Source organism: Pseudomonas sp. LBUM1655, from assembly GCF_059716085.1.
On record NZ_CP166801.1, the window covers coordinates 6,134,043 to 6,149,143 of the forward strand.

Consider the following 15,101-nt stretch of genomic DNA (forward strand, 5'->3'; position numbering starts at 1 on the left):
GTCAGTTCCTGATGGCCCAGAATTTCAGTTCAAGCTCGGCGAATTCGCCGGACACGTGGAACGCGAAGCCGCCGGAGCGCTCGAGTTGTGCCAGGTCTTCGGAACTGAGTTCGAGGATGAAATAGGTTTTGTTGGAGTGGAACGCGATCTGCCGCGGGGCCACCGGCAACGGTTTGACCTTGATCCCCGGCAAGTGCAGGTTGACCAGTTGGCGGATGCGCTCCACCGGGCCGACCTTGAGGTGCGCCGGCAAGCGGTGGCGCAGTTCTTCGGAGTCGCAGTTGGCACTGGCCGCCAGCACGAACGAAGCCGAGCCGAGCAGTTTGTGGTCGTGCAACGGCGACACGATGATGCCGTACTGACGCGCTTGCAGGATCAGTTCGATGGCGTGCTGTTCGAGCACCATCGACAGCACCTGACGAATCGCTTCCATCAGTTTGCGGAAGCTCGCGCCCTGGTCGGCGTGGGAGTAGCGGCTGTCCAGACGCGGACGTTTGCTCTCGCCGGAGAAGGTCGCCAGATCGCCGAGCATGGTCAGCAGCGTGCGATACAACTCTTCCGGATGCACCTGCTCCAGACCCAGATAGTGGCGCAGCAGCAGTTCAGTGCGGTTGATCAGTTGCAGCATCATGAAGTCGCCGACTTCCGCACCGCCGACCTTGCCGTTGGAGCGAATCCGCTCGGCAATGGTGTCGCCACGGTGGCTGAGCATGCTGATGACTTCTTTCAGGCACGACAGCAAGTAGCTGGAGGCGTGGGCCTGAATGTAGGTCGGCACGAAGTCCGGATCGAGGCTGATCACGCCGTCGGGCGTGGTGTCGAGCACGTCGCAGATCTTCAGCTTCACGTAGGCCTGATCGCTCTGCTGCTCGCCGAGCAACAGTTTGAAATCCGGGCGACCGCAGCTGACCTGGCTGGCGGAATCGTCGCCGGCGTTGGAGTCGGCCACTTCGGCGTCGTACGCGGTGTAACGCGCGAGCACGTCGGACTGCTCCGGACGGCGCGCCTCGATGTGGTTGCCGGTGACCAGCGGCAGTGCCAGGTAGATCGGCGTGTTGCCGGTGTTCGGCGGCACGTCGAGCGCCAGCGGTTCGGTGTTGCCACCGAGTTCGAACAGGCTGCCGTCCGGCAGAATCCCCGAGGCTTCACTGATCACCAGTTTGCCCATGTTGAGGAACTGCAAGTCGATCTCCAGATTGAGGAAACCCCAGGTGTAGCCACCCAGCAATTGGGTGCGGGTTTTCATCTGGTGATCGAAGTAGCGATCGTTGTGCTGGAAGTGCTGCGGACGCAGCAGCATGCCTTCCTGCCAAATGACTTTGTGGGTATTCATGTTCAGTCATCCGCCTTGGCGAGCACTTCGTTGGTGTTGCGGATACCGGCCTGATCGAGGGTCAAATCGGCGTCGGTAAGTTCCAGCGGAGTGATCTGCACCGTGTAGCGCCATTTGGTTTCCGGCAGGTCGCGGTAGGCGGCGAGGATGCCGACGTAACGGCTGCCCTCCTCCACGCTGAGTTTCAGCTCCACGGTTTCACCCGGGCGCAATTCGAGTTCTTCGCTGGCCACCAGATCCGGGTTGAGGGATTCCTTGGCGCGCTCGTAGAGGCTGAAGAAGTCAGCGTTCTCGAAGGTCACCGGGTGCTTGAGTTCGAACAGGCGCACCACGATCGGCGAAGGACGGCCGTTGAGATCCGGGTTCAACTGATCGCTGCCGGTCAGTTTCAGGTTGACCTTGGTCACTTTCGAGTACGGCGATAGCGACGAGCAACCGGCGAGCAGCACCAGCACGGTGAGCGCAGTCAGCGTCTTGAAAAAAGCGGTCGAGCGGCGAGACATGCGCATCATCCTTGGTGGTCGGTGTGGAGGGTGGAGATCAGGCGGATCTGTTCTTCGTAGGCCTGGGCAAAGTCGCGGGCCAGCAGACGCTCGCTCCAGTCATCGTCCTGACGCAGCGCCTGGTGATAACGGCCGAACGCTCTCCAGCGCCCGCCGGACGTGGCGATCAGCGGCTTGTTGTCGCGCTCGAAACGCAGGGTCAGTTGCTCCGGCGAGAAGTGCTCCAGCGTGCCGCGCACAGCGGCGCGGCTGGCGGTCAGCAAAGCCACCTGATGCGCCTGCAAGTCACGGAACGCGCGCGAGATGGCTTGCTCGGCCGGCAGATGCCCGGGCTTGCTCGGCTGCAACAGAATCTGCAGTGCTTCGCTCGGGTCGACGGCGAATTTCAGCGGATTCTTGTTGGTGCCTTGCACGGTGGTCTGGGCCAGACGCAGTTCATTTTTCAGCTCCGAACGGGTGCGCAGGCTCTGCTGCAAACCGCCGATGCTCTGACGCAGCAGACGCGCGGCGTTCAGCGCCAGGGCTTCGCGTTCGTCATGGCTGAGGCCTTTGACATCCACGCCCAGCGCAGCACCGAAGTGATCCCAGAAACCTTCGCTCTGACGCTCGACGGCTTTAGGCGCCGGAGCAGGCTCAGGTTCGGCGGGCGCGGCGATCAGTTCCGGCACCATCAGGCTTTCCATGTCGATGCGCGCGTAGTCGGCACGCTGACGGGAGTCTTCAGGCTTGGTGTTCGGCGCCAGCAGTTCGTCGATTTCCGAGTAGACGCGCTCTTGCTGTTCGAGGGCGTTAAGCGGATCGAGATCGAGGAACGCGTCATCGGGGATGATGCTGCCAGCGGCGCGTGGACGGCCGACTTCACCGTCGAAGGTTGCCGGGTCACGCACCAGTCGCGCGCGAATCTCGAAGTCACCCAGCACGTAGGTGCTGCCGTGCTCGATGCGCATCGGTTCGCCCTTGTGCAGGCGTGCGCCGCTTGTGCCGTCCTGAACACCATTGCTGCTGGTGTCGGTCAGGAAAAACGTGCCTTCGCGGTAGCTGACAATCGCGTGATGATTGGACAGATGACGCTTGCGGTCAGGGATGATCCAGTCGCAGTCCTCGCCCCGCCCGATCACGCCGCCGGCCTGTTTGAAGGTCTTCTGGCACAACTCGGTGGGCACGAACTGCTTGGTGTTCAGCATTTCGAAAACCAATTCCATGTTTGATGCTCCTTGCGGTCACTTGCCGCGATTGACCGCTTGCGGATCACCCAACGGGCGATAGTCGTTGTCGTTGAATTTGTAATTGCCGCTACAGCCGCCAAGGCCGCATAGAACGACGAGGGTCAGCAGGACAGCGTGCCAGTGACGAACAGACATCAGAGGGTCTCCAGGGGTAGACAAAGCACAAAGCGCCGACCCTTGCGGGCGGCGCTGAAATTGTTTTTTTGCGGGGAAATCGATGATTTTGGCCTACCCATCGAAATCTCCCAGATTGATGTTCAACCGCCCGAGGCGATACAGCAGCGTGCGCCGGGGCAGGCCCAGTTCGCGGGCGGCGAGGGTCTGGTTGCCGTCGTTTTTGCGCAGGCAATCGAGCAGTAAAGTGCGCTCGACCTGTTCCAGGCGTTCGCGCAGATTCAGACCGCTGCTGTCTTCAGGCATCGGCTCCATGCGCAGGGAAAAATGCTCGGCGAGCAACTCGCCGCCCTCGCACAACAGCACCGCGCGTTCGACCAGCGCCTTGAGTTCGCGAACGTTGCCGGGGAAGGTGTAACCGCACAGGTGCTCAAGCGCCCCGTCCGACCAGCGCACCGGATCACGCTGCAAGAAGGTGCAGGTCTTTTCGGCGAAGTGCCGAGCCAGATCGAGGATGTCGCCTTCGCGCTGGCGCAGGGCCGGCAGTTCGATCGGGAATTGCGCGAGGCGGTAGTACAAGTCCTCGCGGAATTTACCTTCGCTGACCAGCACCGACAGATCGCGGTGCGTCGCGGCGATGATGCGCACGTCGATCTTGTGCGTGTCGTTGGAACCCAGCGGACGGATCTCGCCCTCCTGCAACACGCGCAGGATCTTGGCCTGCAACGACAGCGGCATGTCACCAATTTCGTCGAGCAACAGCGTGCCGCCATTGGCCGCGTCGAACAGCCCGGCGCGGTCGCGGTCGGCACCGGTGAAGGCACCCTTGCGATAACCGAACAGTTCGCTTTCCAGCAGGTTTTCCGGGAACGCCGCGCAGTTCTGCACGATGAACGCCTGGGAACGACGCGGGCCGCAATCATGAATCGCCCGCGCCACGACTTCCTTGCCGGTACCGGTCTCGCCGCGCAACAGCACGGTGTACGGGCTGTGCAGGACTTTGCTGATCAGCGAGTAGGTCTGACGCATCGCCGCGCTTTTGCCGATCAACCCGTAACCGCTGATGCTCGGCACACTGCGCAGTGCAGGTTCCATTACATCCAGCGGCTGACGCAGGCGTTGCAGCAAATGCAATTGCCCCAGCACAAACGAGCCGAGCTGGCCGAGCGAATCAGCAAAGCCCTGCAGGTCGGTGCGATGACGACTGGCACACAGCAGCAAGCCTTCGACAGCCTTGTGCTGATTGACCAGCGGCACGCACAACAGCGACTGCCACGGCGTCGTCGCGGCGGGCAGGAAACTGGTTTCGTGCAGGCTGCCACTGAGGTCGTCGAGGCACACCACGCGGTTCTGGCACAGAGCGAATTGCAACAGTTGCTCACCGTTGTAATCCGCCGGCAGGCTCGCGGCCTGACGCGGTTGCAACGCACCGTCGAGGTACTCGGCGTTCATCCCGAGGCACGTGTGGGTGGCGTCGAGCAGATACAGCTGCGTCAATTCGCAACCACTCAACTCGGCCAACCCTCGCACGAATTCACCCAGCAACGCAGCACCGTCCGCCGCCCGCGACAGACTGGCGAACTGCGCCAGCAACGCTTCGGCATAGACCAGCGGCTGCGGCACTTGAGTGAACATCACGCCCACCTCAGGCGAACTCGCACATCACGCTGGCGTTGCCGTCGAGCGTGGCATGCACACGCTTGAGGCTTTCGCCGGTGGCCATCGCGTCGAGCAGACGATCCGCCACCAGCGGCAGTACGTGCTGATCAAGCAGATGATCAATCAGGCGTGCGCCGCTTTCGCTTTGCGTGCAGCGCTCGGACAGGTGATCGACGAGGTTCTGGCACCAGCTGAAATCCAGTTGACGACGGTTGAGGCGCTCGCCGAGACGACCGAGTTTGATCTCGATCAGCTCGCGCAATACCGGGCCACCGACCGGGTAGTACGGCACCACTTTCATCCGCGCCAGCAGCGCCGGCTTGAAGTGTTTGCTGAGTACCGGGCGAATGGTTTCTTCGAGCAGTTCGGCGGTTGGCCGCGCGCCGTCTTCGCAGAGGTCGCTGATCTTGTCGCTACCGAGGTTCGAGGTCATCAGGATCAACGTATTGCGGAAGTCGATCTCGCGACCCTCGCCGTCGTTGGCCACGCCTTTGTCGAAGATTTGGTAGAACAGGTTGAGCACGTCCGGATCAGCCTTTTCGACTTCATCGAGTAGCACCACCGAGTACGGTTTCTGGCGCACGGCTTCGGTAAGCATGCCACCCTCGCCGTAACCGACGTAGCCCGGCGGTGCACCGATCAGGCGCGAGACGGTGTGCTTCTCCTGGAACTCGGACATGTTGATGGTGGTGATGAAACGATCACCGCCGTACAGCAGATCGGCGAGTGCCAGTGCGGTTTCGGTCTTGCCGACGCCGCTCGGGCCAACCAGCAGGAACACGCCGACCGGTGCATCCGGCTTGTTCAGGCCGGCGGCGGTGGCGCGCATCGAGCGATCCAGGGCGTGTACGGCTTGTTCCTGACCACGGATGCGCGTGCGCAGGTCGGTGGCGAAACTGGCGACTTTGGCGTTGTGCTCACGGGCCAGTTGCGCCAGCGGCACGCCAGTCCAGGCGCTGATCACTTCAGCCACCAGACGCGGGCAGACTTCGAAGCTGACCAGACGCTCTTTGACTTGCGCGGCGGTCAGAGCACTGTGGGTTTCGTTGAGCTGGGCTTCCAGCGCTTCAACGCTTTGGCCGTCCTCGACCTCGGCAACGATGGTTTCGATCACGGTGCCTTCAGCGTCTTCTTCAACGTTGACGGTCGGCTCGACGGCGGCAGCTTCGCGGGCCTTGGCCAGTTGCTGACGCAGCTCCAACAGACGCTCGGCCAGTTGCTTCTGCTCAGTCCACAGGGTTTCCAGCGCGACCATCTCGTTTTCGGCTTCGTCCAGGCGCGCTTCCAGTGCCTCCAGCGCTTCGTGGTCGATCAGCAGACCGGCTTCGGCATCGCGGCGCAGGGCCTGACGCTGACGGCCACCTTCGGCCAGTTCGCCACGCAGGCGCTCAAGGCTTTCCGGGGCGGCGGCGAGGCTGATGCGCACGCGGGCGCACGCAGTGTCGAGGACGTCGACGGCTTTGTCCGGCAGTTGCCGACCGGCCAGATAACGCGCGGACAGCTCGGCGGCAGACACCACCGCGTCATCACGCAGGTAGATGCCGTGGCTCTTCTCGTAGACCTGAGCCAGACCACGGAGGATGGTCACCGCTTCGCTGACAGTCGGTTCGTGCAATTGCACTGGTTGGAAACGACGGGCCAGGGCCGGGTCTTTCTCGAAGTATTTTTTGTACTCGGCCCAAGTGGTCGCGGCGATGGTGCGCAGCTCACCCCGAGCCAGTGCCGGTTTCAGCAGGTTGGCCGCGTCGGAACCACCGGCATTGCCGCCGGCGCCGATCAGAGTGTGGGCTTCGTCGATGAACAGGATGATCGGCTTCGGCGAGGCTTTGACCTCGTCGATCACGCCTTTGAGACGGCGTTCGAATTCGCCTTTGACGCTGGCGCCAGCCTGCAACAGGCCCATGTCCAGCGACAGCAGCTCAACGCCTTTGAGCACTTGCGGCACTTCACCAGCAGCAATGCGCGAGGCCAGGCCTTCGACGATGGCGGTTTTACCGACACCGGCCTCACCGACCACGATCGGGTTGTTTTTGCGGCGACGGGCAAGGATATCGACCATCTGACGGATCGCGCCGTCGCGGCACAGCACCGGGTCGAGTTTGCCGTCACGGGCCTGTTGGGTCAGGTTGTGGGTGAAACGCTGCAACAGCGATTCGCCCTGCGCGGCCGGTTTGCCATTGGCCGCCGGTTGCTCCTGTTGCGACAGAGCAAATTCTTTCAGGCGATCGATGTTCAGCTTGGCGAGCAGCGGCTGATAACGGCTGCCGGCATAACGCATCGGGTTACGCAGCAGGGCGAGGATCAGCGCGGCGTCTTCGACCTGGGTCTGGCCCAGTTCGAGGTTGGCCACCAACAGGGCGTCTTGCAGCCATTGCACCAGTTCCGGGGCGAACACCGGGTTGCGCGAAGCGCTGTGTTCAACGCGCGATTGCAGCGCGGCACTCAGCTCACCGGCGTCGACGTCAGCATCTTGCAACGCGCGTGCGAGCAAGCCGTTTGGACGCTCCAGCAGGCCGAGCATCAAGTCTTCGACGAGGATCTTGCTGCCGCCACGGGCAACGCAACGCTCGGCCGAACGCTCCAGGTCACGACGGGTTTCGGCGTCCAGCGCCTGAATGAGTTGTTGCAGGTCTACGTTGATCATGGCTCACGTCCTTAATGAATTTTGCTGCCCAGGGTCACCACGCCGTCCGCTTTCTCGCGGCCCAGCCAACTGGTCCAACCGAGGCGACAGGCGTTCTGCTCACCAATGCGCAGTTCGCGGATTTCTTCCTGGCGCAAAACCAGGCGAATGTCGTAATCGAGCGGGTCACGCAGGGTGAACCGCACCAGCGCGCAGAGCGGCTGGTAACCGAAGCCGATCGGCAGGAATTCGTGGAATCGCTGCCAGTCGAGTTGGGTGATGTGAATGCGGAATTTGCCGCTGCGGTCGCGCACGTGTTCGCCGAGCACCAGGTCTTCGCCGAGCATGCTATTGGCACGCCCCAAACGATTGCGCTGCTCTTCGAGAATTTCCACGCGGCGCTCGATGCACTGCTCGATGACCAGGTCTTCGTGCTTGAAGTAGTAACGCAGCACGGCTTCGATCAGCGCCGCCGAGTGCGCCCGCAAGCTGAGCAGGCCGAGGTACGGCAGCAGGCGTTTCCAGTTGAGTTCCTTGGCCTTGCGAATCTCGTCACCGCCCAGACCGATCAGCGCGAACAGTTGCGACGAGAACGGGTCGATCGCGCCGCTCTGGAAACTCGCGCGGTAGCGGTACTTGCGCCAGATCGGCAGCATCAGCCGTTGCAGGCGATGGTGGAACAGGTCGAGGAAATTGCGCGTCGGGTTGCCGTCTTCGCTGTCGCCCAGCGCCTGCTCGCCATAGAACGCCGGCAGCGGCGAGCCGGAACCAACCAGACCGATCAGGTTGAACCGCATACGCGCGCGCATCTGCCCGTGCTCTTCGAAAAACTCCACGCGATCGACATCGCTGCGCGGGAATCCGAGGCTCGGGTTGGCCTGGAACTCGACGTGATCGTACAAATCGTCTTCGCTCAGGTGCGGGTGTGCCTCGCGCAGCCGGTCGATCACCAGCAGCACGGCCTGAAACAGCGAGTATTCGCGTATTACCCGGGTCAACCCGCTTAAAGCAGGGGTTGCAGACCCATACGTGGTGTCCATTGGTACACCTCTCCCTGTGTGCTTTTTACCCGCAGCTCATGGAATGAATTGAGACTGGCGTAAAGCGCGAAAAACTCGTTAAGAACCGAAGCGAAAACGAACAGGTCGCCTTCGCCGATATACCCTTCCGGGTCGATGGTCAGTTCGGTGCGCAAACCGCGCACCGGCAGGCCACGGTGCAACCGATCGACGTGGTGGTGCTTGATGTGTTTGAGGCCGCCGAGCAGGCGCTTGCTGACCTTCTCCGCGTGCTGGTCGTAGTAGCGCGGCAGGTCGTAGGTTTCCAGAATCACCTTCAACGCATTGACGTCGGCCAGCGACAGATAGTTAAGCGACATGTTGCTGATCAGCTTCCACAGGAAGTCACGGTTCAGCGGCGGCGCAAAACTTGAAGTGGCCGGGGTGATGTTGCGGAAACTCAGGAACTCCGGGGTCTCTTCGCAGGCCATGCAGATGTCGCCGAGCTTGAGCTTACGCGGCAGGTTCTGGTTGGTGCACATCAGCTCGATCGAAAGGGTTTCATGGGCTTCGGTATGACGAATACCGAAGCTCAGGTAAGTGTCGAGGCCGTCGTGCAGCAGCGACGAACGCTGGCGGATGCTGTAATGCGGACGGCTGTTGGGCACGTCGAAACTCGGGTCGTGTTCGAAGGATTCGAACGGCACGTACTCCTGATAACCGAGGCCACCGGGCTTCCAGCCAGTCACGGTTTCCACCGAGAACACACCGCAGTTTTCCAGATCGTATTCCGCCGGCAGCAGCAGGTATTCGTCCTGTTTGCCGTCGAGGCGAATCGGCAATGCGTCGTGCGCGAACAGGTTGGCAATCGGCGTGCAGAACAGCTTCACGTTGTCCAGGGTCGGACGCATGCGCATGATCCCGCTCTTGCGGATATCAAAGCGCAACTCCAGGCCGCGCATCTGCTTGAGGGTGTCTTCCGGCAGTGCCTTGAGAATGTCCAGACCGTTGACGTCGACGAACAGGAACTTGTCCTGAAAGGCGAAGTATTCCTGCAGGTAGCGATAGCCCCGGAAGGTGTTCAGCGGATACGGAATCAGCGCTTCTTCTTCGGCAAAGCCCACCGGTTTGACCCGGTCACCGGGAATCTTGAACGCCATCGGTTTGCCGCTGACGCCATCAATCGGCTTGCCGGCGCCGTCGAGCGGGATCAGTTCGATGCCTTCGAGGTTGCGCAGCAGGCTCAGGTAAAGCATCTGACTGATGTAGCGCTCACCGGCAAAGTGCAGGCGCAGTTTGCTCAGCTCCAACTCGCCGAGGTGGCCGTCGGCGCTCATTTCCAGACGCAGGCTGAGCAACGACCCGTCGCCCTTCACCGAGTAGTTCAGCGCGGCCAGATCCAGCGGCAACACCTCGGTCGGGTAGCAGGTGCGGAAGCGGCAGCGCACGTCTTCGATCGGCTTGCTTTCCACCGGCGTATCGCGCTCGACCACCAGCGCCGGACCCGAGCGCTTGAGCGGATCGAACTGCAAAATGCTGAACGCCGGCAGCGGGCGCATGTAGTTCGGCCACAGCAATTGCATCAGGGAATGGCTGAGTTCCGGCAACTCGTCATCGAGCTTCTGGCGCAGACGCCCGGTCAGAAACGCAAAGCCTTCCAGCAACCGCTCCACATCCGGATCCCGCCCGGCCTGGCCCAGATACGGCGCCAACGCCGGACTACGCTCGGCGAAACGGCGACCGAGTTGGCGCAGTGCGGTGAGTTCGCTTTGGTAGTAGTGGTTAAAGGACACGGGGTACCTGCCTGAAAAATGAACTCATAAAAAAAACGCTCCGCCACCGAAATGCCGACTCATTTTTTACCGCCGCCTTCTGCGGCGCACCACGTGGCATGGTCAAGCCGATCAAATGACGGGCATGCATTGGATTTGCGAATGAATACGTAAGGCGCTGCGGGCTCGTAGGAGAAGTAGTAATAGTTCTTCCCATCCTCGCCATAGATCCAGTAATTCGACGACCCCTCATTTATCTCATAAGGCTCGAATGAAAAAATGGAGGATTCAGACGGGATGAAGTTAACGCCATCCATCAACATCATGAGCGCATTGGGAAACACGTTTGTCAGTGAAAACAAAGCCACAGCAAGAATTGCGACAGACAGCTTCATGAGCTTGCGCCTACATACTTCATCATTTGAAAAATATAATAGAGCCGCACTCATCACTTCACCTTTCTCGATTTCCAAATCACGAACTTACTACCATTTGGAACAGCCACCTTTTTTGATACGCCACATAATAGGGCTTATCACAAGCATCTCTAACGCCTCTCGGAAAACAGTAAAAACTTACTCAAGATTTTAAAAGTAAAAACCGTAACAACTGAAAAAAATGCGCCAACCACTAAAACATAGGGAATATAAGTCAACCACAAAAACATCATACCCAGACCAGCTAGCCTGCCAAACGCCAAACATCCGATGCCATAAACAACCCAAGGCACACCATAAAACGGGATAAAAACTACAGGAGCCCACCAAGCAAGACGCAGAACTTCAAGCTCAGTTCTCCTAGAAATCAAACGAGTAGAAAAAACCGCGAATAACACATAGGCCACCAGTCCGAAACCAAGAACGTATATAAGGACGAACTGTTCCATCCCACCACGTAGCGGGCTGGAAAAATAGAAAGCATCAAGCAACAGCAAAACCGGCAACACCACCATTGGCAACCAAATCGCTGATTTAAAATAACTCACATACGTCATTTCAACGTCGACTCAGTAGAGTCGTCCGGCATAGGCTCTTCCCAGATACCCATCCAGCGACCATCGTTCGGACTAAGATTTTTGAAAAAATTATTCCACTCCTCAATCGGCCGCATTTCCAGAGCTTCTTTTTTTAACTTTCGCCTTCTCATCTCGTTCCCAAGAGTGCCTTTGAAGTTTCCCTCTTCATCAACTTCTATGCGAATCGCCGAAGAGATCATCGGATACTTCTTATCACCAAATAGCGCAACAAGAGCTGCAGCCTTCCGAACATGCACACCTAAAAAAACAGACTTTCCAGAAGCATCAGTAATAAAAGCCTCACAGTTCGGAAAGCCATCACCAGTTATATATGTCACTACATCTAAATGCTTCGCCACTCGATCGAGCGTCATTATAACTTTGTAACTTACGTCCAGGCTTGGCACGAATGTCACTCCTGTCAGTTTTTTTGTTTCCGCTGAAAATGGAAAAGCGTGATTCTCACCTGCGTAACCACCATCAACCCAAACAGTAGTGACTGCACCCTTTTCACTTTTAATTGATGGCCAGCTTCCGCCTTTGGGCTTTAACTCTGCATCATAGTGAGTATGTTCTTCACCCGCCTTCCCGGAATCATTCGACTCCGTTTGCGTATTAACAACTTCGTTCGTTGCCAGCTTTACAAAAAACCTATGCCATACACGTGAAGTTATGAGCGTACCTTGAGCGCCAGAGAGGCCGCTTGGCTTTAACGAAAAGCCGCGTGCATCACCTTCGAAGTAAAAGCCGCTCCACCCAAACGTTTTCCCTGGGTGAAACGATCTTATATTGAATTCATAAGTTGAAAGCTTTGCTAATTTTACGGTCGCGACCTGCCCCTCACGATTGGTAGAAGGGGTGGAAGGAGCCTGGGCCAGAGGCGTAACGTTAGACATTCGCGACTCCTGCTGGAGGAAGCAGGGAAATTTTCAGTATCTGGGAAGCTTTACCGGTGCTAACAGCGTTGGTGTGACCGTTGGCGTCCGTCACGCCCTCATAAATCTCACCTGACTCGGTCTCCAATCGGTAGCCGTAATTTGCCACCGGGTTACCTTCGTCGTCCCTCAAAACGAAAAAGTCATTGAAATAGCCAGGCATTGGAACTGGCGGCACAAACGGCGCCGGCGAATGCGAATTGCCGATAATCACCGTCCCGGACCCAGCCGTGACCTTGTTGCCGTGAGATCCAGCTGAACCTACTGTCGCAGCCGGTTTGCCGTTGATCAAAACGGTAGTGGCAAGGTCGCCGACCATCGCACCACCACACGCCGAGGCATCGCCTTGGCGGGCGGCCGCGAGGCCGTCGAAGAACACGTCGCCGGAACCGGCGGCGATCGGGTTGGTGCCGTGGCCAGGAAGCGGGCAAGCGGTGGGGTCGGATACACGTGCTGCGGGTTTGCCAGACATCGGGGTTCTCCTTAGTTGACCTTCACTTGACCGCTGCCATCCAGGCGCGCGGAAAAACTGACCTGACGCTTGAAACCTTCAACTTCCAGCAAGCCTTCGATACTGAAGGCCAGGCGAAGCTGATCGTGGTCACGCGGCAGGGAAATGACACGCACGTTGCTCAGGCGCGGCTCGTAGGCTTCGATGAAGCTTTCGATGGCCAGGCGGGCCTGACTCAGGGAGTCGTGCAGGCTCAGACGCATGTCATTGAGATCGGGCAACCCGTAGTCGGACAGCGTTTGTACGCTGCCGGCCCGGGTGCTGAGCATTTTGGCCAGATGGGCAGCGACTGACGCCATGGCAGAAACCTCGAGGCTCCTGCCCTTGCGTTTTTCCGCGTCGCCATTGAGACGTTCGAAAAGGCTGCCGTATCCGTCCATGAGTCGCTCTTACTCTTTGTCCAGCTTGCCAACCAGCGACAGGGTGAAATCGGCACCCATGTACTTGAAGTGCGGACGCACGTTCAAGCTCACGCGGTACCAGCCCGGCTCGCCTTCAACGTCGCTGACGATGATTTGCGCAGCGCGCAGCGGACGACGGCCACGTACTTCGGCGCTCGGGTTTTCCTGGTCGGCCACGTACTGGCGGATCCACTTGTTGAGTTCCAGCTCGAGGTCGGTACGTTCTTTCCACGAACCGAGTTGCTCGCGCTGCAGCACTTTCAAGTAGTGAGCCAGGCGGTTGACGATCATCATGTACGGCAGTTGGGTGCCGAGCTTGTAGTTCAGCTCTGCTGCCTTGCCTTCTGCGCTGATGCCGAAGAACTTCGGCTTCTGCACCGAGCTTGCGGAGAAGAACGCCGCGTTGTCGGAGCCTTTACGCATGGTCAGGGAGATGAAGCCTTCCTCGGCCAGTTCGTATTCACGACGGTCGGAAACCAATACTTCGGTAGGAATCTTGGTTTCGATTTCGCCCATGCTTTCGAAGTGGTGCAGCGGCAGATCTTCAACCGCGCCACCGCTCTGTGGGCCGATGATGTTCGGGCACCAGCGGAATTTGGCGAAGCTGTCGGTCAGCTTGGTGCCGAACGCGTAAGCGGTGTTGCCCCACAGGTAATGCTCGTGGCTGTTGGCAACGGTTTCCTTGTACACGAACGATTTGACCGGGTTTTCTTCCGGGTCGTACGGGTTACGCAGCAGGAAACGTGGCACAGTCAGGCCAACGTAGCGGGAGTCTTCCGAGGTACGGAAGCTCTGCCATTTGGCGAATTGCGGGCCTTCGAAGTGGTCTTTCAGATCTTTCAGATCCGGCAGGCCGGTGAAGCTTTCCAGACCGAAGAACTTCGGACCGGCCGCAGCGATGAACGGCGCGTGGGACATGCAGGCTACGCTGGAAACGTACTGCATCAGTTTCACGTCCGGCGAGCTTGGGGACATGTAGTAGTTGGCAATGATCGCGCCAACCGGCTGACCACCGAACTGGCCGTATTCAGCGGTGTAGATGTGCTTGTACAGGCCCGACTGCATGACTTCCGGCGAATCTTCGAAATCGTCCAGCAGGTCGTCTTTGGAGACGTTGAGGATTTCAATCTTGATGTTTTCGCGGAAGTTGGTGCGATCGACCAGCAACTGCAAACCACGCCATGCCGATTCCAGCGACTGGAAGTCCGGGTGGTGCAGGATTTCGTCCATCTGACGGCTGAGCTTGGCATCGATCTCGGCGATCATGCGGTCAACCATGGCTTTCTTGACCGGTTCACCGTTGTTCTGCGGCTTGAGCAGCTCTTCGATGAAGGCCGACACACCGCGCTTGGCGATGTCGTAGGCTTCGTCGTCCGGCGTCAGGCGGGTTTCGGCGATGATGCTGTCGAGAATGCTGTACTCGCCGCTCGCGGCGCCTTTCTCTTGTGCTGCACTAGTGCTCATTGTGTTGGCTTCCTTGGCTGCTGGGTTCAGGCGTCGGTGGCTGCGGCGTTCAGGCCCAGCTCACCGAGTACGCGACCGCGGGATTCGTCGTCGGCGAGCACGCCTTCGATGGCTTTACGGAAAGCAGGTGCGTTACCCAGCGGGCCTTTGAGGGCTACCAGCGCGTCACGCAGTTCCATCAGCTTTTTCAGCTCAGGCACTTGCTCGACCAGGCTGGCCGGGTTGAAGTCCTTCATCGAATTGACGCGCAGTTGCACGCCCAACTCTTCAGTGCTGCCTTCTTCCTGCAGACGGTTCGGCACGTTCATCGTCAGGCTAAGCTCTTGCTTGGCCAGCACTTCGTCGAAGGTCATCTTGTCGATGCTGATCGGCTTGCGATCTTCGATCTTGCGCTCGTCCTTGCGGTGGGTGTAGTCACCGATTGCCAGCAGTTTCAGCGGCAGTTCAATCTCTTCCTGAGCACCGCCGGTGGCGGGTTTGAAGGTGACGTTGATGCGTTCCTTGGGGGCTACCGAGCCTTCTTTGGCCATGGCTTTTCTCCTTGCGG

At 59.2% G+C, this 15,101-nt stretch carries 15 protein-coding genes; all 15 read right to left on the reverse strand.

Translation table 11 applies throughout. The features are described 5' to 3' along the window. Nucleotide 1 precedes the first annotated feature (1 nt). Entirely contained in the window at nt 2-1,333 is a 1,332-nt protein-coding gene (gene tssK, locus ACA074_RS27715) for a type VI secretion system baseplate subunit TssK (protein ID WP_187677130.1), read from the reverse strand. A 2-nt stretch (nt 1,334-1,335) separates the two neighbouring features. Continuing rightward, nucleotides 1,336-1,836 carry a type VI secretion system lipoprotein TssJ gene (gene tssJ, locus ACA074_RS27720; protein WP_401269840.1) on the reverse strand — a complete coding sequence of 167 codons (501 nt, stop codon included), beginning with the start codon at nt 1,834-1,836 and terminating at the stop codon, nt 1,336-1,338. A gap of 5 nt (nt 1,837-1,841) precedes the next feature. After that, the gene (tagH, locus tag ACA074_RS27725) at nt 1,842-3,038 is read right to left on the reverse strand and encodes a type VI secretion system-associated FHA domain protein TagH (RefSeq protein WP_187677132.1); all 1,197 of its coding nucleotides are present in this window, start codon (nt 3,036-3,038) and stop codon (nt 1,842-1,844) included. A gap of 18 nt (nt 3,039-3,056) precedes the next feature. Next, nucleotides 3,057-3,197 (reverse strand): hypothetical protein, encoded by a 141-nt coding sequence (locus ACA074_RS27730; protein ID WP_003229566.1) that lies wholly within the window; start codon nt 3,195-3,197, stop codon nt 3,057-3,059. Nucleotides 3,198-3,290: 93 nt separating this feature from the next. Continuing rightward, complete coding sequence (locus tag ACA074_RS27735) at nt 3,291-4,811, reverse strand: sigma-54 interaction domain-containing protein (RefSeq protein WP_497615634.1); 1,521 nt, start codon at nt 4,809-4,811, stop codon at nt 3,291-3,293. A gap of 10 nt (nt 4,812-4,821) precedes the next feature. Continuing rightward, nucleotides 4,822-7,479, reverse strand: a complete 2,658-nt coding sequence (tssH, locus tag ACA074_RS27740; protein ID WP_497678154.1) for a type VI secretion system ATPase TssH — start codon at nt 7,477-7,479, stop codon at nt 4,822-4,824. Nucleotides 7,480-7,490: 11 nt separating this feature from the next. Further along, nucleotides 7,491-8,498 carry a type VI secretion system baseplate subunit TssG gene (tssG, locus tag ACA074_RS27745; protein ID WP_187677135.1) on the reverse strand — a complete coding sequence of 336 codons (1,008 nt, stop codon included), beginning with the start codon at nt 8,496-8,498 and terminating at the stop codon, nt 7,491-7,493. Next, on the reverse strand, nt 8,462-10,249 hold the full coding sequence (tssF, locus tag ACA074_RS27750; protein WP_187677136.1) for a type VI secretion system baseplate subunit TssF: 1,788 nt from the start codon (nt 10,247-10,249) through the stop codon (nt 8,462-8,464). Before tssF ends, tssG begins: the two co-directional genes overlap by 37 nt. Nucleotides 10,250-10,308: 59 nt before the next feature. Continuing rightward, the gene (locus ACA074_RS27755; protein ID WP_401269850.1) at nt 10,309-10,623 is read right to left on the reverse strand and encodes a hypothetical protein; all 315 of its coding nucleotides are present in this window, start codon (nt 10,621-10,623) and stop codon (nt 10,309-10,311) included. Nucleotides 10,624-10,775: 152 nt separating this feature from the next. After that, nucleotides 10,776-11,213 (reverse strand): hypothetical protein, encoded by a 438-nt coding sequence (locus tag ACA074_RS27760; RefSeq protein ID WP_497678155.1) that lies wholly within the window; start codon nt 11,211-11,213, stop codon nt 10,776-10,778. Between the two features lie 5 nt (nt 11,214-11,218). Beyond that, entirely contained in the window at nt 11,219-12,139 is a 921-nt protein-coding gene (locus tag ACA074_RS27765; protein ID WP_497678156.1) for a hypothetical protein, read from the reverse strand. After that, complete coding sequence (locus ACA074_RS27770; RefSeq protein ID WP_401269858.1) at nt 12,132-12,650, reverse strand: PAAR domain-containing protein; 519 nt, start codon at nt 12,648-12,650, stop codon at nt 12,132-12,134. The genes ACA074_RS27765 and ACA074_RS27770 overlap by 8 nt, the downstream gene beginning before the upstream one ends. A gap of 11 nt (nt 12,651-12,661) precedes the next feature. Further along, entirely contained in the window at nt 12,662-13,069 is a 408-nt protein-coding gene (gene tssE / locus ACA074_RS27775) for a type VI secretion system baseplate subunit TssE (protein ID WP_497615636.1), read from the reverse strand. Between the two features lie 9 nt (nt 13,070-13,078). Further along, nucleotides 13,079-14,554, reverse strand: a complete 1,476-nt coding sequence (gene tssC, locus ACA074_RS27780; RefSeq protein WP_497615637.1) for a type VI secretion system contractile sheath large subunit — start codon at nt 14,552-14,554, stop codon at nt 13,079-13,081. A gap of 26 nt (nt 14,555-14,580) precedes the next feature. Then, a complete protein-coding gene (gene tssB, locus ACA074_RS27785) occupies nt 14,581-15,084 on the reverse strand; it encodes a type VI secretion system contractile sheath small subunit (RefSeq protein ID WP_042561805.1) in 504 nt (167 codons plus the stop codon). Between the last annotated feature and the right edge of the window lie 17 nt (nt 15,085-15,101).